This window comes from Providencia sp. PROV272 (assembly GCF_049901975.1).
Classification (GTDB): domain Bacteria; phylum Pseudomonadota; class Gammaproteobacteria; order Enterobacterales; family Enterobacteriaceae; genus Providencia; species Providencia stuartii.
Genome location: NZ_CP096291.1, coordinates 2,845,131 through 2,862,799, shown reverse-complemented (window position 1 = coordinate 2,862,799; position 17,669 = coordinate 2,845,131). Strand labels below are relative to the sequence as shown.

Here is a 17,669-nt window from a genome sequence, read left to right as displayed (position 1 = left end):
TTAGAGAACCTAAATAAACGGTTTTTTAATTCACTTCAAACAAATTTTAAACCTCCGCCATTGCGGAGGTTTTAGTTTTTAGCGCTTAGGTGCGGGATCAGAAAGCACTAGTGTCTTTAAATAGACCCACTTTTAGGTCATTAGCCACGTAAATGACTTTACCATCAACCAGTACTTCACCATCGGCAAGACCCATAATCAATTTACGGTTAATAACACGTTTAAAATTGATACGGTAAGTCACTTTTTTAGCCGTTGGAAGTACTTGGCCCGTGAATTTTACTTCACCAACACCAAGAGCACGACCTTTGCCTTCCCCGCCGAGCCACCCGAGGTAGAAACCAACGAGTTGCCACATGGCATCTAGGCCTAAACAGCCAGGCATAACAGGGTCATTAACAAAATGGCAGCCGAAGAACCATAAGTCTGGATTGATATCCAATTCAGCTTCGACATAGCCTTTATTGAAGGTACCACCATCTTCAGTCATGGTGATGATACGATCCATCATCAACATATTACCTGAAGGTAATGGAGGCCCATTTTCGCCAAATAATTCGCCTCTTCCAGAAGCTTCTAAATCACTTTTTGTATAGGAACTGCGTTTATCAACCATGTTCTTCTGATAGCCTTAATTAAGTTTAAGAATACAGGATAGCTTACACTTGTACGCTGAACAACTCCGATCTGATATTTTTTTATTCAACCAAGCCATTTTAGGAACCATGGAAGTTTTGGTTTTTCGGGTGAATTTGCTTGATTGATGCGTTCTTGAATTAAAGCTAACAGGTGTACGTTATCACCTTCAGCTTGCTGCTCAAAATAGGGCTGCTTAGTGAGTAATGTGATCGCTTGAGCAACATGCTCCACAGGCCAAATATGGAATTGCCCCTCTTGTACGGCATTGACAACAGCCTCTTTGACACAGAGATGGCGCACATTAGCCATTGGGATAATTACCCCTTGTTGCCCTGTTAAACCACGCTGAGCACAAATATCATAGAAGCCTTCGATTTTTTCGTTTACACCACCTATAGGCTGCACATAACCAAACTGGTCGACAGCACCGGTGACGGCGATTTGCTGATCGATAGGCTGGAGCGCTAATGCACTAATTAACGCACAAAGTTCGGCAAGAGAGGCGCTATCGCCATCAACTTCACCATAGGATTGCTCAAAAACAATCGAGGCTGAGAATGGCTGAGGCTGCTCCAATTTTAGCTCATAATTTAAATAAGCTTGCATGATCATCATGCCTTTAGCATGAATGTTGCCGCCAAGCTCGGCTTTCCGTTCAACATCGACAAATTCCCCATCACCTAAATGGGCGACACAGGTAATGCGCGAAGGCTCTCCCAGCGCTTCTGGGTGCCCAGGATAGTGCAAGACGGACAATCCATTGATTTGTCCTATCACTTCGCCTTCGGTTTTGATAAAAACCTGTTCTTGCAGAATATCGTCTTGTGAACGTTCTGTCAGGAAACTATGGCGCCATAGGCGGTTTTCCACAGCCTGATTAAAGGCATTGGCGTCCATTAAGTTGCCTGACTGATAGTGAGAGGCATCCGTCAATCGGCGGGCTAGCCACTGTGTATCAAGAGGCAGATTAAATTTATCTTCACAAAACCGTGTTGCCTGAGTGATAAACGTAGGCCAACCATCAGGTGCGATTTCGGGGAGATGGTTAGCATTAATAATTGATTTTATATAGCGCATCCACAAGGCGAGTTGTTCTTCATTATCAAAGAACATTATGGGTTCATATTCCCCATAAATAGCATGTTCAAAGAGATCTGCGTGAGTGTACTCAAACTCTTCAAGCTCAAGCCGGTCACCAACAATGATTAACTTGATATCGAGTGGCTGAGGTTCAATTTCAATCGGTAATGGTTGATTATCGGAGAAAGGCAACCATTCGAATTGGCGGCGAGCTATCATATTTTGTAGCCGCTGCCACATCAGGGGTTGAGAGACCAATGATGATGCCGATAATATCAATACTCCACCATTAACGTGATGTAATAAACCCGGCACTGGATGTAATGATGGTGTGATATACCCAAACAGTTGTTCCGGCTCAATCCAATGGCGACAGGCAATATTTGCTCGGCTTGAGAAGCGCCCCTCAATTTCAGGACACCATTTGAAAGCAAGTTTATTTTCAGTGAGTTGATAATCACCATTAATGGGCGAAAATGGGGTCAGTAAAGGGCGGATCGCCTCAGCAAATGTTGCTAGATAATGCTCACTGTCGTCGGACTTGATAAACATAAATCGAGTCCGTGAATTCTCTTTGATAAAGCGCTCAATGCTATCAAATAGCCTTGGCTGGATTTCTGACAAAGAAGCAGGAGTCAGGGTATCTGAAGAAACAAAGTTTGCCTGGTAAGGCGTTAGGTCAGGTATTAGGCCTTGCCATGTTAGTTCTTGACTGATCACTATAATTTTTCTGCTATTAATATGATTATAAGTAAAATGCCTGTCGGTGAGCAGGGCGCGTATGCCTGAATTTGGTTTGGATATTTTATACTCTTTTTATTGTAGGCTGCCCCGTTATTGACGACATACATATGTACGACTCACAGACTTTAGTACATTAGCGGCGGCTCATTTTTTGAGCAATTCGCTGTACTGCAAACTATTTAGAGTATATGTTGTTTTCAGGCCAATTTATTACCCATAGGGCAAGGTTGCTATATTAGCGTTTGAGCGCCAATCTTGCAGCAATAATTGTCGTATAATCAGTTAGAATAAAGAAAATAATAGCACAACAGGCAAAGACATTGGCCATGTTAAGCCAATTAAGAGCGCACTGAGCAATCTCATAAAGATATTAGGGTCTTTAGTCAGGAGTAGTGTTATAAGCGCTGAGCACACCCCGCCTATCCCATATACGAGAAGTATGCATTCAAATGTTGACATGCTTGTTCATTAAATTGTTAATAGATGAACGTTGATTGTACACTATTTTGTGCCTAGTTGTTATCTTCTTTGTCAATAATAGGTCGACGGTGGTGCTTAAATTGCGTATCTTCATCTAAAATTGCTAATATAGGTCAGGTTCGATCTTCGTCAGGAAAAAATATGAAATATCAGCAGCTTGAAAATTTAGAATGTGGCTGGAAATGGGAATATCTGGTGAAGAAGTCCCGAAGTGGTGAGCCAATTACTCGGTATATCGAAAGAAGTGCCGAAAGTGAGGCTATCGCGCTATTGCTCAAAATGGAAAACCAGCCCACAGAGGTTTTAAAATGGATCGCTTTGCATATGAATCCACAATTGGATAACCGTATGAAGCAAAGCATTCGAGCAAGACGTAAACGTCATTTCAATGCTGAGCATCCCCATACCAGAAAAAAATCTATCGACCTTAACTTTTCTGTTTGGCAGCGTTTATCTAACCTTGCAGTGAAACGCAATAAAACATTATCAGAGACGATCATTCAGTTGATCGAAGATGCTGAGCATAAAGATAAGTATGAGAGCCAAATGAGTTCGTTAAAGCAAGACCTACAGGCGATTCTAGGGAATTCAAGTACCAAAAAATAGGGGGGGACGATTATCTCAAGTTGCCCGTTGATCAACCACGATCGTTTTATTCCCAACGAAATGCTTTGTAACCCGCCATTATTTTTTCGACCACGATCGATTTAATCGTAACAATGACAGATTGTGTTTAGTGAGCTGATGATTTTTAGCATAAAAAAAAACCCCATCGAAATGGGGTTTTTTGTATTCAGTTCGAAATTCGAACGAGGGGCTAAGAATTAAGCACCTGGTTGAGTGACAACTTCAGTTGTACCTTGAATTTCGATTTCAACGCGACGGTCTGGAGCCAGACACTCGATCAGAGCTGCACGGCCTTTAACGTTGTCACATTTGTTACCAGTTACTGGATCTTCTTTACCACGACCTTCAGCAGCGATTGCGCTTGCTGGAACGCCTTTAGCAACTAAGTAATCAACAACTGACTGAGCACGTTTTTGTGACAGTGGCAGGTTGTAGTTTTGTGAACCGATACGGTCTGTGAAACCAACTACCAGTACGCGACCTTGAGTTGGGTCGATGCTGCTCAGTTCGTTATACAGTTCGTTCAGTGCTTGCTGACCTTCTGGTTTCAGAGTTGCTTTGTTGAAGTTGAACAGAACGTCTGAACGCAGAGTGAAACGCTTGTTCTCAACAACTGGCGCTGGCTCAACAACTGGAGCTGGCTCAACAACTGGTGCTGCTTCTTGGTTGAAGCGGTATGCCAGACCAACGCTCAGCATGCCGTTGTCAGGACGTACGCCCAGGTTGTCGTTATCACCGATGTTGCTAACCCATTGGTAATCTAAACGAGTTGCCCAGTTTGGAGTGATTGCATATTCAACACCCAGTGCGTATACAGGAGAAACACCAGTATCGTTTTCTTTGTAACGCTCTTCACCTGTTTGGTGTGCTTTAACATCAGTACGCCATACCATACCACCTAAACGAGTGTAAACGTCTAAGTCGTCCATTACTGGATAGCTCAGTTTGGTAGTCAGAGAAACACCCATTGATTTCAGGTCGCCGTTGTTACCAGCACCTTTGTATTTCATTTTACCAAACCAGTCATAACCAAGCTCGAAGCCCATGTACTGGTTGTATTGGTAACCTGCGTATGCACCAGCACCGAAAGTATCACGGTCAGTACTTTTACCTACAGTGTTTTCACGATCAACTGGAGTGAAGCTGGTATCTTCATAGTGAGACCAACCCAGTTTAGCACCGGTATACCAAGTGTTGTCTTTTGGAGCTGCCTGCGCAACAGTTGCGAAAGCTGCTACTGCCACTGCTACTGCGATAGCTGTCTTTTTCATTTTTTACGCCTCGTTATCATCCAATATAGGCATGGCTTCAAAGAGCCTTATTATTCGCCATTGGTTTAAAATACTTGCTAGGTTTCGCTGACATTATCTACAAAAATTTATAAAAAGTAAAAAATAATGCCATAGCCTTAACAAGCTAAAGTCTACAACGAACTAAAAAAGATACAAGTAGAGCAAGCAAAAATCATGGTAAAAAAACATTTTTTAGCGGATAAATCAGAGAGATAAACGTAATCCTATTTTGAGTTGATTATTATCTATCACATTGATCTCAATTATTTTTTCGGTATTTTCTGAGTCTGAGATATCCGAATGTCAAATTTACTAAGAATATTCTTAATCTTGGCTAGTGATAATAGTTAGAGTGAATTTTTAGGTTATTTTGCTGTCCAGAATGGATACTTGCGATATTATGTGTTTTTTGAGGGCGCATAATAAAGCCGATAGAATGTCCTTCTTGTGCTGCCGTTTGTAAGCGAGCAAAGTCCTGTTTATTTAATTCCGGTAGCCAACCTAAAACAACACTATAATTACCACTTCTTAATGCCTTTTCCATCGCATCTATCGTCGTTATCGACGCCATATTGCTGAGTTGCATAATTTTGTTAATAGGCAAGCCTGATTGCATTAACCAGTGACGACTTAACTTTTTATTGGGGCTTAGCCAAAGCAGCCAACGAGATTGCGCCCCGAACTGACGCAACATCGGCAGTAGAATGTAATCCATAATAGGATGTTTTTCATCGTAAACCAGCTCACTCACCATGCCTTGTTGCATCGAGCCATCAATAGGCGGTGTTGAAGGCATTGCTTGTGTGCTGTGGTTAACAGAATGTTCAGTTGCCTTGTTCCAAGAATAAATAGCCATAGTTCACCTCACAATCAAACTGTATGTATATACAGTAACTGTATATTTATCCAATATCAAGACTATTTTTTCAAAGCGCTTCGCAACTTTGTTGTTTTTATCTGCAATATTCTTGGAGTTTTTAGCGGATCCTCTCAGAATGTACTTCTGCTAATTGTTTGTAAAATTAAGGTATTTATAGTTTCACACACAAGGATGGAAGTAGATGAATGCTCATAAGGAGTTTGGGTGTATGTCTTTAACGGAAAAAAATGATTCTCGATTAGATCAGCTGTTAAAAGGTTTTGGTGAATTTAAAAAGAAAAACTATTTTGGCGGCTATTGTTTGATTGTTGATAACGTTATTGTTGGCTTAGCGCTTGATGGGCTCTTATATTTACGTGGCTGCCTTTTTGCAAGGAGCTACTTTGAATCAATTGAACTTGAACGGTTAGTTTTCAGTAAAAAAGGGATCCCACTAGAGCTGCGCTATTATCAGTTACCTCAGCAGATTTGGGAGAATGAAGCGCTTTTATTGCACTGCATTGATTTAGCCTATCGTTCAGCTATTGAAGAGCGGCAGCAAAAGCAGTCTGCCGTCACTCGGATAAAAGATTTACCTAATATGAATATGTCGGTTGAAAGGGCATTAGGGAAAATAGGTATTCATAAAGCCGACGATTTACGTGAAATAGGCGCGAAAGCGTGTTTTTTGAAGTTAAAACAGCTTGGTCGTTTTTCCCCTAGTATCAAATTATTAATTGGGTTGGCTGGTGCAATCGAAGGTTATCACAGTGCTGTGCTGCCGACACAAATTAAACAAGAGTTGATTAATTGGTACAACAGCGTTGGTTGAACCGTATTAGGCTAAAGGTCGCACAAGCGGGTGTAACAATTAACGCTGTATTTTGACACCCGCTCATCAGTTTGATTTATCCGCTATATGGCTGAATGATGGCCATTTGCAAGAGGCGAAGTAACGGGAATATTAATTTGTTTGATCATGGATTTTATTTCAGGGATCAGTTCAAGCAGCAGCCTTGTTTGTTCCATAATAAGAACCGTCTTTTCATCATCGCTGGTCGATATGCTATCTATGCGATGAGTGATACTCTCTCGTAGACGTTCTGATTTCTCATCCATTAAGGTATCTAGGCTCATGACTTGTAATGATGTTTCTACATAACAGATAGCATCACTCAAAATAATCAGGTTTTCCTCATTTTGCATTTGCTCTCGGTGCGCACCCAATGCTGAAATATAACTCAGTAAGGTGTGGTTGAGGCAGAGGAGCCTAAAGGCTTGCTCTTGAGTGACTTTATACGATTTAGGATCGGATGCCATATTGGAAACGATAGAAGCAAACTCAGCATCATTATTGTGGGCATCGCGGCGTGCAACACGGTATTCCAGACTGTTATCTTTACCTTGGTAATATTGCTGTAAAATCGCATCTAAATAGCGGCAGTTACTGTTCATGGTTTTTTGCACAACCTGCGGTAACTGGCGGAATTTCCAATCAGGCCATATAAAGCTAACAGCAAGGAAGGCTATAAAACAACCAACTAGCGTATCAATGACCCGAGGGAGAGCAACTTCAAATCCTTCCCCTAGCAGGTTGAAACAAAATAGAACGAGCAGAGTAATAAATAGTGTCGCTTGCGCATATTGGCTACTGCGGAAAACAAAAAACAGTAACCCAGAGATAACAATTAAGGTGAGCTGCCCTTCCATAGAAGGAACAAATTTTAATAGCGGCAAGCCAACGAGGATCCCAATCAGTGTGCCAATAATACGGAGTGCGAGCCGCCGTTTTGTTGCGCTATAGTTAGGCTGACAAACGAACAAGCTAGTCAATAAAATCCAATATCCTCTTTCTAAATCAAATAATTGGATGATGAGATAGCCTGTACATAATAAGAGAGACATCCTAACTGCATGGCGGAACAGGGCGGATTGCGGCGTTAAATGGTGCTTGAAGCGCGCGATGATATCACTGATGCCTGAAGGTGACTCATCTGAGAGTTGTTCAAATTGTTTATTATTCTGTTGGCGTGAACCTTGTTCGAGGCCAAGCCCTCTCAGTTGGACATCAATCCCTTTTAGATTTTTGAGTAGATTATACAGCGCCTTAATTTCATGAATTGCAGGTGACTGTTGTTTTAGCAGTTGCAGTGAGTTTTCAAGGTAAGCAAAAGTACCTTCAAAGCGCGGGTTATGTTGGTACTGCTTACGCCACAAAACAGATTGTGCTACCTGTTGGCAAGCCCGCGCTTGCATGCTAAGTAGTCGTTGGAAACGAAAGAGAATATCGCTATGGCGTAGCGTACGACTCAGTTGCTGATATTGTATGTGTGATGAGCTAGCCCGTTCATGGATATCTTGTGCAACGAAATAATATTGTAGGGTATTACGTGTTCCTTTCTGGCCTCTATCGCCTTTGAGCCGACTGAGCAGCGCAATTTTAGCCTGATTCATCGTACTGACTAAGGTGCTATTGACTAAGGCTAAATCATAGACTGACTGTTGGTAGTCATCTTCAAGATCAGGGTCGAATAAGTTGGCCTTTGCATCGAGGTAGGCGGCTAATTGTTGATAACATTGAGTGATCGCATCTTGTAAAGGCCGAACAGGGAAAAGAATGTGGCCGATCAACGTAAGAAGGTTATACCAAATAGCCCCAATAAGTAATAGGGCGGGTTGTTGGTACCAAGTATCAAATATTGGCACCCCAAGCATGGTATAGATGGCTATCAATAACGCACCAAATGCAATAGTGGCGTAGCGTTGACCTAGCGCCCCTAAGAGAATAAACCCACAGGTCGAGAGTGCCAACCCAAAAAAGAACAGAACGGGATGCGGGAACAGTAACTCAATCGAAACTGAGGCAATAAAAAAACAAAGTAGGGTGATAGCTAGGTTTTTTAATCGGCCAGTCAACCTATCATCTAGGTCGGTCAAGGCGGCCGCTACCATACCTAATGTCAGAGGGATTGTGACTTTAGGCTCTTGCCCCAATAACCAAGGGATCAGTGTCGTCCCTGTCAGGGCGATTAAGATTCGGATATAATATAGAGCATGACTGTTATATAAAACACGACGATAACTGGTAAGCAGCGTTAACACAAAGTACCTCAGAGGCGAACATTTCGTAGTCTATACTCGTTATATTTTAAGTTGCCTAGCTGTTACGTGTTGAAGTGCTCAAGGTTTATAGGCTCCTTGGGCGTCTTTTCGACGAATAAACAAGCAGTTTAACCTGCCGCCTAGATACAACTCGAATATTTAGAGTCTATATAGGATAGCGTGTTTGTAAGTAATAAAAAACTGTCTGGAATCAAGCAGCCGTTATTTTCATGATTGAACTACTCAGGTGCAGGATGTATGGAACTGAAATCAACACAGATTGGGCAGCGCCTGGCTCAGCATCCCTATAATCGGGTTCGCTTATTAAATGCTGGCATTGAGGTGAGTGGTGAAAAACATCAATATCTTATCCCTTTTAACCAATTAATTGATATTCATTGCAAAAGGGGAATTGTTTGGGGGGAGTTAGAGTTTGAACTAGCTGATGAGCAAGTTGTTCGTTTGCATGGAACCGAATGGAAGCAAACGCAACGCTTTTATCACTATTTAAATGATAAATGGCAACAATGGAGCATTGAAATGAGTGAGGTCAGTGCTCAAGTGCTTGTCGCCCTCGCAAAAGGAATACAGCAGCAAACTCAGCAGGATAATTGGTTTAGCTTGCGTGAATTAAACACCTTTCGTAAAAAGATCAGCGAGCAATTTTCCTCCCTTCCTCTGCCGTTAGCGCGAGTCAGTCAATTTGAAAACTGTGCTGCCCCTTATCACTACTGTTTGCAATGGCTCAATGATGGAGAACGTTGTCGGCAACAGGTTAACCAACAATGGAGTGAATCAATCCTGTCACGCTATAGTGATTTTTTCCAACATGTTGAAACCTCCCCGTTAAACTCAAGCCAAGCACTCTCCGTCATTAATGGAGAAGATAACGTTTTAGTACTTGCTGGGGCGGGGAGTGGGAAAACGTCAGTATTAGTCGCGAGAGCCGGCTGGCTTCTTTTAAGAAAGCTCGCTAAGGCTGAGCAAATCTTATTATTAGCGTTTGGTCGTAAAGCGGCGCAAGAAATGAATGAACGTATCCAAGAGCGTTTGCAGCAGGAGGATATTGAAGCCAAAACATTTCATGCGCTAGCGCTCTATATCATTCGTGAAGGAAGCAATAAATCACCTGCTATCAGTGAATTCGAAACTGACTCTCAAAAACGCGGTGAATTGTTATTGAATGAATGGCGTACACAGTGCAGTACGAAAAAAGCGCAAGCGAAAGGCTGGCGGGAGTGGCTAACTGAGGAGCTACAGTGGGATGTGCCGGAAGGTGAATTCTGGAAAGATGAAAAAATCAGTAAAAAGATAGTAAGTCGCTTAGAGCGCTGGTTAAGTTTAATGCGTATGCATGGCGGTAGCCAGAAAGAGATGATCGAATCTGCCGACGAGCAGTTTAGAGATCTGTTTCAAAAACGCCTTCGTCTCATGTCACCTTTATTAAAGGCTTGGAAAAGTGCTCTAAAAGATGAAGGGGCTATCGATTTCTCTGGGTTGATCCATCAAGCTGTTAATTTATTAGAGAAAGGGCGTTTTATTAGCCCTTGGAAACACATATTGGTCGATGAATTTCAAGATATTTCGCCGTTAAGAGCAAAACTGCTACAGGCATTGCGTCAACAGAATAAACAAACGTCACTTTTTGCTGTTGGTGATGATTGGCAGGCTATATATCGTTTTAGCGGGGCAGAGCTTGATCTGACAACCTCTTTTGAACACAATTTTGGCGAAGGAGCGCTGTGCGCATTAGACACCACTTATCGGTTTAATCAGCGCATTGGTGAAATTGCGAATCGCTTTATATTGCAAAATCCGACGCAGCTCGATAAACCACTTAATAGCCTCGTTAAAGGCAATAAAAAGTCAGTCGTTTTGCTTTATGAAAATGCACTGGAGCGTTTATTCGATAAGATGAGTGGTTATGTCACGGAAAATGAAACTATTTTATGTTTAGCACGTTATCACTATCTGCGACCAGAAATCTTAAGTAAAGCGCAAACACGCTGGCCAAAGCTTAAGATTGAGTTTATGACCATTCATGCCTCTAAAGGGAAGCAAGCCGATCATGTCATTATTTGTGGGCTGAACAGTGGGAAGGATGGATTCCCAGCGGCGGCACGCGAATCCATTATGGAACAAGTGTTACTCCCTAAACATGAGGAGTTTGAGCACGCAGAAGAGAGGCGGCTGTTATATGTGGCAATGACGCGTGCAAAACAGCAAGTATGGCTACTGTATAACCCCGATGAACCATCAGAGTTCGTTAGTGAATTAAAACAGTTAGGTGTGCCTAGACAGAAAAAACCTTAAATAGCAAAGAGCCGGATAAACTATCCGGCTCTTGAAGGCTTATTTTGTGCGTTCTTGTAAGTACTGCTGGTAATCAGGGATCACTATATCAATTGCACCATTAAAATAGGGTGACGTAATAATAAAGTCTGCTGTTGCTGGATTAGTGGCTACAGGGATATTCCAAACAGCCGCTAAACGTAATAAGGCTTTCACGTCTGGATCATGAGGAACGGCATTCAGAGGGTCCCAGAAAAAGATCAAAACATCGATTTTTTGTTCGGAGATCATCGCTCCTATTTGTTGGTCACCGCCCATAGGGCCGCTAAGCATACCAGTAACATGAAGCCCTGTATGGTGACTAATCAGTTTCGCTGTGGTACCCGTTCCAAACAGTTGGTGGGATTTAAGTTGTTCGCTATTCTTTGTTGCCCAAGCTAATAATGAAGATTTACAGTGGTCATGGGCAACGAGTGCTATATTTTTAGTGTTTTTTATTGTACGAGTAGTTGATTCCATGATGTTCCCTTAAAGGTGGCGTGGTATCACGCTAAGCATATTAATAATGACGTGTTTGTCGCGATCTGCTGGTTTTTATCGCAATAATGAGAGAAAGACTATCTCATAACTTTCTGGGGTAATTGAAAACATAATCCATGTTTTCTCTCATCTTGCCAGCAACATCAACGTGGTACTCATAGTAGAAAAATTGAGTTAGCACACACTACAACATATATCATATTGTAGATTAATAGTTTACTGATTTAGGGAGTTATTTTGATGACTAACCAAGAAATTGCTGAAATATTACGTAGTGTCAATACGATCGCCTTAGTTGGCGCAAGTGATAAAAAAGATCGTCCAAGTTATGAAGTGATGGAGTACTTATTAGAGCAAGGATATACCGTAATCCCTGTCAGCCCTAAATTAGCAGGGCAAATGCTATTAGGGCAAAAAGTCTACGCAAAATTAGCGGATATTCCTCAACCAATAGATATGGTGGATGTATTTCGTAATGCTGAAGCCGCGGTGGGGATCGCACAGGAAGCCGTTGCGATTAAAGCCAAAGTACTGTGGCTACAAAAGGGGGTTATTAGTGAAGATGCGAAAAACATCGCACTTGCTGCGGGCATGAAATTTGTTATGGATAGATGCCCAAAACAAGAAATCCCTTTATTAGGTTTAGAAAAGTAAGCATGACAATACAGTAAAGCAGCGTTGGGCTGCTTTACTGTTGGATACAAGTTAATAATTTTATAAACAACTAGTTACGTAGGCGCGGTGCCTGTAATTGTGAGCGAATAGACTCTGCCAATTCGTCCATGGAAGGTTGCTCTGGATGGTCATCAGCGGTTTCATAAGTAATTTGCGCTTCAGCCAAATAAGTATGAATAGCTTCGCCGTTGTCATCTTCCATAACAACATGGTACCAAGGCAGATCACGTAATGTGCTGTTTGAAGCAATATCATCATCGTGTGGTTGTTCGAGCGAATATTCGGCATCGACGTCGACCACAACGCCTAGGTAGCCGAGTAGTTTATGTCTAACTTGTTGCCCGATCCCATATTTACTGGTGATCATCATAGCCACCTCCTAAAAGCCTTGCTTATGCTATAACTTTATATTGGGGCAGTGTTCCGCGTTTTCAAGCCAATGTATGGACAATTACTCATAACGCAATACACTGTCTTATATGCAACATTGAAAAGCAGTGCCTCAATTCCAGATTATATGTTCGATGAATAAAAGACAACTGTAATAAATCGTATTTTAGTAAATAATGCACTGATAATGGGGGCCAAAATGACAACATCAACCGGACGTTTGTTTTATATCTATGGTCGTGTACAAGGAGTTGGTTTTCGTTACCAAACGTATCATTGGGCGAATCAAAATGGCATAAAAGGGTATGTCTATAATCGCGAAGATGGCAGTGTCGCACTGGGTATCTATGGTTCAGACCAAGATATCCGTTTTGTCGAAGAATGGCTCAATGCAGGTGGCCCTCCAGGAGCAAAGATTGATCACTATTTTAGTGAAAATTGGCACACTGAAAAAATAGCGGATTTTTCGGTCCGCTATTAATTGGCTAGCCATTTAAATACATTTCACGGGCTTTGGCAGGCCGGCAAGTTTTGTTGCTTGCTTTGCTGGGCCTTTAGGGAATAGTCGATATAAGTAGCGGCTATTTCCTTTATCTTCCCCAAATTGCTGTGAAACGGCTTTCACGAGCATACGGATGGCAGGAGATGTATTAAATTCCAAGTAGAATGCGCGAACAAAGCGAATGATTTCAAGGTGCTCTTCTGTCAAAGTGATATTTTCTTGCTCTGCGAGAAGAGGAATAAGATCTTCGCTCCATTGTTGGCTATCGATAAGGTAGCCCTGAGGGTCAGTCTCAATTTCTTGGCCGTTAAAAAGCAACATACAGATTTCAACCTAAACAAAAACAGAGTGCAAATTTAGCAAAAAATAGGCGATAACCCAAGCGACCTGTTGGAAATGTTGATAATTTAGCCCATTAACACATTAAGTGCTTATTTTTATAGCAATTGATAAAATAGGGGGTTTACATCGAAAGCGCAGATGTTTATAGTGCACGTCATTGCGGAGGGGTGGCCGAGCGGCTGAAGGCAGCGGTCTTGAAAACCGCCGATGGGAAACCATCCGAGAGTTCGAATCTCTCCTCCGCTCTTCACTTCTAATCAAGTCTACTAAAGTCTTCCAATCCCAAGTAAATCAAGCATTCTAGCTAAATCTCACTCTACCGAAGTCTACTAACGTCTTTCTAAATCTCTACAATAATTTGTTGCATAGTTTTTTATATAGAATTCCCTCTACAATATTAGTGACTTATGAAGCTAACAAATATGCTAATCAAGTGTGCTTACACGCCGACCTCATATTGTACCGCTATCAAAGCAGGTGATTGATTTGCTGAAACAGACACATCCCATCAGTGGCAGTTATCAATATATATTCCCTAGTCGCACTGATTATAGAAAGCACATACCAGATATGGCACTGAATACGATGATTAGGCGCATGGGCTATAGTGGTAGAGCCACAGGCCACGGCTTCAGGCACACAATGAGCACCATCCTACATGAACAAGGTTATAACACTGCATGGATTGAGACACAGCTAGCACACGTTAATAAACTCTATTCGTGGAACGTATAAACATGCTCAGTATATTGATGGGCGTAGAGTGCTAGGGCTACTTTGCCAACATCGCCTTCATCCAAGAGTCAATCTGAGATGGCGGTATATGAATACCTGCTTGGGGATCTGACAGGACTCCATCAGTTAGCTTTACAAGGCAGTATGCGGATATTACAGCTGCTATCAATTCAAGCGGTCGGTTACCAACTGAGAATAAAATACAGAAATCAGCTGTAGGTATATTAATTTCTTTTTTATGATCATCATCCATAAACCATGAGCCGTATTCAAAGCCGGTAATCTCGTTATCTAATTGATAAGGAAGAAAACCAGAAAAGGTGAGTAAGTCAAAATCAGTATCCATAATCAGTGATTTATTAACCTTGGCTATTTCCGCCTGCCACTCGAAAGGTGATGGGAGTGACTTAGAAGAGAGGTAAACGTTAAAATCTTGAGACATAGATATTACCCTAGCTAGCATGTTTTTCATTTTAGCCTACTAAATACTATTAATTGAGAAAAGGCTTTTAATAGGAAAATAATTTTTAATAACCATAAGCAAACACGGTGTGGTTATTTTGATATCAAAAAGACTCATAGTAATAACGTACCGAAATGGTACTGGAATAAACCACGGTGGTACTATTGATTGGGCTATATAAAACCTAATGCTTGCCATTGACCAAAATTAGATTGGATTGATTAATATCTTTGTTATCACTAGTGTTTTATGAGTATGCAGTAGGTACATCTTCGGTTTCAAATTAAAGCAAGTTATACAGCATTTACTATGATGGTATGAAGGTGAGTAAATCAAAAATGAGAAATGCGAAATCAACCAGAATCACCACATCAGGAACGGTAATAAAATCCCCTGAGAGAGTTAAAACAGCTACAGGTAAAGTTATGGCCACAATGACTATTCAGGCTGAGAGTGACAAGCGTAGTCCGTACTCATTAAAGTATGTTGGTTGGCTTTAATAAAGGCATATTTAAGTCGGATTGACTTGCAAAGTACAACGCGGCTTTTTTAATGTATCCTGCTTTTTAGTGACTCTTTGTAACTCTTTTTTAAGTCGCAGAATGTCATCACTTTCAATAGATATAATTTGATATTGCGAAGAGTCTGGCTAGATTTTTTAATCCATGCGTAAAGACTATGTGTCCACTCCCTACTAATTGAGACACACCCATTTAGAGTTTTCTAGTTGCTGACAATTTGCGTTTCAGTAAAACGAACGTTTTCATAACGGCTTCTGTAATTTTTGGGCAGAAACTCTAATTATAGCTATCTTATTTTAGGGGAAGTGGACAGTTGAGATATCGTTTTTTAAAAAGTAATAACTAAAAAATGCCAGACGCGTTACTTAAAAAAATCATGAACAGTATCATTCCATTCGTGTCCTAAAATAGACCATTTATGATTTGTTGGTGGCGGAAAACCACTACGACAATACCCATTTTTAGTCTCAAAATTAAATATACCATGTGGGTAATTATTAATTAACAGAACGCACTTAAGACTATCTTCTGACCAGCCAATTTTGACATCAGATGGAATGTTTCTATCTGAAATATCCTCTACATTGTAAATATGGAGGGCGTCCTGAATTGGGTTGCCGTCAGCAGATTCATCTAGCGCATAGAAGTATCCTGTTTCTCCATCATCTTCAAATACAGCTGCAAATGTACCTTCAGGGGCCAAGCTTTCGATTACTTTTTCCTGCCCCACGATAATTTGCTCTTGAGCTGTAACTAGTATTGTCATATGTGGTTCCTTAATTTATGCACCTGTAAAGTAAAAAAACTGTCAAAACTCAGTATAGAAAAAGCTCGTCATATGTAAAAATATTTATCTTACAATCCTACATATGTATAAATACCCTAGTCTTAGTGGTGGCAGTTTTTGTTAGGGATTCATTTTATTATAATCGCTCAAATCTATTAATACCTGAATTTAATTGGTAATGAGTGGAAATGCCTATGGCTGTTTCTCCATTAGTGCAAAACGTTATCGACGGTTTACTTGGACGATAATTGTGATGTGCTTGATTAAATACTAATTACTCTTGTACCAATCATCGTGGCTTGCCCTCCAACTCTAACACGACGAATCGCCTGTGCTTGTCTATCAATCGTCACTTGGATCATCGAAGAACAGCCCATTGCTCGCCCTTGCTCTAACAGAAAGTGAGTTTCATTAGGTAAGACATGATTGACCAAATAGCACCCTAGCGCGCCGCTGGCACTGCCAGTTGCCGATTCTTCATCTATGCCATATAGAGGGGCAAAATTTCGGCAGTGGGCTGTGATGGGGGCATGGTGGCTCAGCTCAAAGACATGGAAACCAATAGTACCGAATTCACGACTTAAGTTTGCGATAGCGTCATGATCGGGGTGCAGAATATCTAATTGGCCAGCCTGCACGGGAATGATGATATCAGGCAAACCTGTTGAAATGATTTCAATGGGAAAGCCAGTTCCTGTAATAGCCTCGGGCCGTATACCGATGGCAGCGGCGATATCTTCAACATCAGGCCCATGCCGCGTGATAGGTAAAGCTTGATCCATGACGATACTGTCAGGACTGACGGTTACGTTTAGAATACCAGCTTTGGTTTTTTGTGTATAAGAGCCTGGTGTAAGCAAATTAAGTGAGGCTAGAGTGAAAAAAACGGCTAGTGTTGCATGCCCGCAAAAATCGACTTCCCCTTCCGATGTGAAAAAATCCACTTCAAAATCCGTCTCCTTGCCAGTATAGACAAATGCAGTCTCGGAAAAACCAACTTGACGTGCGATAGCTATTTTTTGTGCAATGCTTAGGTTTGGGGGATTGAGAACCACCCCAGCAGGATTACCGCCAGAATTATTCTGGGTAAATGAGTTCACAAGGTATACCTTGACGCCGTGCTCAACCGAGTATGTTGCCTCGTTTTGCATTAACTGCTCCTGTGTAATAAATAGGTTCTATACGTTTTGTGTATCGTTAATAGGTTGGATATCTTCAATGTGAGGTTGGGCATGGTCGCTTTTGTGTCGTGCCTAAAATATAAAATAGATTACATAGACGTTGCGGTAGCTCGGAAAAGTACCAATATTTTCAAAGCAACCATCAGCCCCAATATACCCAGATATTTTTCAATGCCACAGACAGCTAAATGCTTTCTCTGACCATCAAGCCTTTTATTCTTGTGACAGAAACCCTTTCTATCATCTTTTTAGGAAGAAAGCTTGTAAAAACTAAAATGCTCGGACTTGTGCAGCTAAAGTAACATATAAAGCATCTCGATTTATGGGAGAGGTGCAATATTAGCTAGCACAACGAACGTTTAACTCAATATCAGCGTCACTCACCTCTTTCATCATATTGTTTGTCGGTATATTAATT

Annotated in this window: 17 protein-coding genes, 1 tRNA gene and 2 pseudogenes; 7 read left to right on the top strand and 13 right to left on the bottom strand. The window is 41.4% G+C overall.

Annotated elements, in window-relative coordinates; all coding sequences use genetic code 11:
• Window positions 1-97: 97 nt before the first annotated feature.
• From fabA to M1E93_RS13220, 3 genes are all read right to left on the bottom strand, one after another.
• Complete coding sequence (gene fabA, locus M1E93_RS13230) at window positions 98-616, bottom strand: bifunctional 3-hydroxydecanoyl-ACP dehydratase/trans-2-decenoyl-ACP isomerase (protein ID WP_004918201.1); 519 nt, start codon at window positions 614-616, stop codon at window positions 98-100.
• 86 nt (window positions 617-702) lie between these two features.
• Window positions 703-2,439: an AAA family ATPase gene (locus tag M1E93_RS13225; RefSeq protein WP_036943637.1), complete on the bottom strand. Its 1,737-nt coding sequence runs from the start codon at window positions 2,437-2,439 to the stop codon at window positions 703-705.
• A gap of 306 nt (window positions 2,440-2,745) precedes the next feature.
• Complete coding sequence (locus M1E93_RS13220) at window positions 2,746-2,922, bottom strand: GhoT/OrtT family toxin (RefSeq protein WP_014657945.1); 177 nt, start codon at window positions 2,920-2,922, stop codon at window positions 2,746-2,748.
• 162 nt (window positions 2,923-3,084) lie between these two features.
• Here M1E93_RS13220 and matP point away from each other — a divergent pair, with 162 nt between their 5' ends.
• On the top strand, window positions 3,085-3,549 hold the full coding sequence (gene matP, locus M1E93_RS13215; protein ID WP_004918208.1) for a macrodomain Ter protein MatP: 465 nt from the start codon (window positions 3,085-3,087) through the stop codon (window positions 3,547-3,549).
• A 218-nt stretch (window positions 3,550-3,767) separates the two neighbouring features.
• On the opposite strand, the gene ompA is transcribed toward matP, so the two are convergent.
• Window positions 3,768-4,841 carry a porin OmpA gene (gene ompA / locus M1E93_RS13210; protein WP_014657946.1) on the bottom strand — a complete coding sequence of 358 codons (1,074 nt, stop codon included), beginning with the start codon at window positions 4,839-4,841 and terminating at the stop codon, window positions 3,768-3,770.
• 355 nt (window positions 4,842-5,196) lie between these two features.
• Window positions 5,197-5,718, bottom strand: coding sequence for an SOS-induced cell division inhibitor SulA (sulA, locus tag M1E93_RS13205; RefSeq protein ID WP_014657947.1), 522 nt, complete (start codon window positions 5,716-5,718; stop codon window positions 5,197-5,199).
• A 232-nt stretch (window positions 5,719-5,950) separates the two neighbouring features.
• On the opposite strand from sulA, the gene M1E93_RS13200 reads away from it, so the two are divergent.
• Window positions 5,951-6,553 (top strand): TfoX/Sxy family DNA transformation protein, encoded by a 603-nt coding sequence (locus M1E93_RS13200; protein ID WP_225829639.1) that lies wholly within the window; start codon window positions 5,951-5,953, stop codon window positions 6,551-6,553.
• Window positions 6,554-6,636: 83 nt separating this feature from the next.
• Here the strand turns inward: M1E93_RS13200 and yccS are convergent, their stop codons facing one another.
• A complete protein-coding gene (gene yccS / locus M1E93_RS13195; protein ID WP_014657948.1) occupies window positions 6,637-8,823 on the bottom strand; it encodes a YccS family putative transporter in 2,187 nt (728 codons plus the stop codon).
• A 258-nt stretch (window positions 8,824-9,081) separates the two neighbouring features.
• Between yccS and helD the strand changes: the two genes are divergently transcribed.
• Window positions 9,082-11,136: a DNA helicase IV gene (gene helD / locus M1E93_RS13190; protein WP_104873368.1), complete on the top strand. Its 2,055-nt coding sequence runs from the start codon at window positions 9,082-9,084 to the stop codon at window positions 11,134-11,136.
• A 39-nt stretch (window positions 11,137-11,175) separates the two neighbouring features.
• On the opposite strand, the gene M1E93_RS13185 is transcribed toward helD, so the two are convergent.
• Window positions 11,176-11,634, bottom strand: a complete 459-nt coding sequence (locus M1E93_RS13185) for a methylglyoxal synthase (protein ID WP_014657950.1) — start codon at window positions 11,632-11,634, stop codon at window positions 11,176-11,178.
• A gap of 261 nt (window positions 11,635-11,895) precedes the next feature.
• Here M1E93_RS13185 and M1E93_RS13180 point away from each other — a divergent pair, with 261 nt between their 5' ends.
• Window positions 11,896-12,309, top strand: a complete 414-nt coding sequence (locus tag M1E93_RS13180; protein WP_004918221.1) for a CoA-binding protein — start codon at window positions 11,896-11,898, stop codon at window positions 12,307-12,309.
• Window positions 12,310-12,379: 70 nt separating this feature from the next.
• Here the strand turns inward: M1E93_RS13180 and hspQ are convergent, their stop codons facing one another.
• The gene (gene hspQ, locus M1E93_RS13175) at window positions 12,380-12,700 is read right to left on the bottom strand and encodes a heat shock protein HspQ (RefSeq protein ID WP_004918224.1); all 321 of its coding nucleotides are present in this window, start codon (window positions 12,698-12,700) and stop codon (window positions 12,380-12,382) included.
• A gap of 219 nt (window positions 12,701-12,919) precedes the next feature.
• Here hspQ and M1E93_RS13170 point away from each other — a divergent pair, with 219 nt between their 5' ends.
• Entirely contained in the window at window positions 12,920-13,201 is a 282-nt protein-coding gene (locus tag M1E93_RS13170) for an acylphosphatase (protein WP_223854711.1), read from the top strand.
• A gap of 12 nt (window positions 13,202-13,213) precedes the next feature.
• Here M1E93_RS13170 and M1E93_RS13165 read toward each other — a convergent pair whose 3' ends face one another.
• Complete coding sequence (locus M1E93_RS13165) at window positions 13,214-13,543, bottom strand: TusE/DsrC/DsvC family sulfur relay protein (RefSeq protein ID WP_004918228.1); 330 nt, start codon at window positions 13,541-13,543, stop codon at window positions 13,214-13,216.
• Between the two features lie 182 nt (window positions 13,544-13,725).
• On the opposite strand from M1E93_RS13165, the gene M1E93_RS13160 reads away from it, so the two are divergent.
• A tRNA-Ser gene (locus tag M1E93_RS13160) sits at window positions 13,726-13,810 on the top strand.
• 198 nt (window positions 13,811-14,008) lie between these two features.
• Window positions 14,009-14,411 (top strand): annotated as a pseudogene (locus tag M1E93_RS13155) (tyrosine-type recombinase/integrase); the annotation flags it as partial.
• Here the strand turns inward: M1E93_RS13155 and M1E93_RS13150 are convergent.
• From M1E93_RS13150 to M1E93_RS13135, 4 genes and pseudogenes are all read right to left on the bottom strand, one after another.
• Window positions 14,337-14,741: a hypothetical protein gene (locus tag M1E93_RS13150; RefSeq protein ID WP_014657971.1), complete on the bottom strand. Its 405-nt coding sequence runs from the start codon at window positions 14,739-14,741 to the stop codon at window positions 14,337-14,339. The pseudogene M1E93_RS13155 and the gene M1E93_RS13150 overlap by 75 nt on opposite strands.
• A 504-nt stretch (window positions 14,742-15,245) precedes the next feature.
• A pseudogene (locus M1E93_RS13145) lies at window positions 15,246-15,446 on the bottom strand (IS3 family transposase); the annotation flags it as partial.
• Window positions 15,447-15,644: 198 nt separating this feature from the next.
• Window positions 15,645-16,049 carry a DUF2251 domain-containing protein gene (locus tag M1E93_RS13140; RefSeq protein WP_036943657.1) on the bottom strand — a complete coding sequence of 135 codons (405 nt, stop codon included), beginning with the start codon at window positions 16,047-16,049 and terminating at the stop codon, window positions 15,645-15,647.
• A gap of 284 nt (window positions 16,050-16,333) precedes the next feature.
• Window positions 16,334-17,221 carry a PhzF family phenazine biosynthesis protein gene (locus tag M1E93_RS13135; RefSeq protein ID WP_004918271.1) on the bottom strand — a complete coding sequence of 296 codons (888 nt, stop codon included), beginning with the start codon at window positions 17,219-17,221 and terminating at the stop codon, window positions 16,334-16,336.
• Window positions 17,222-17,669: the final 448 nt, after the last annotated feature.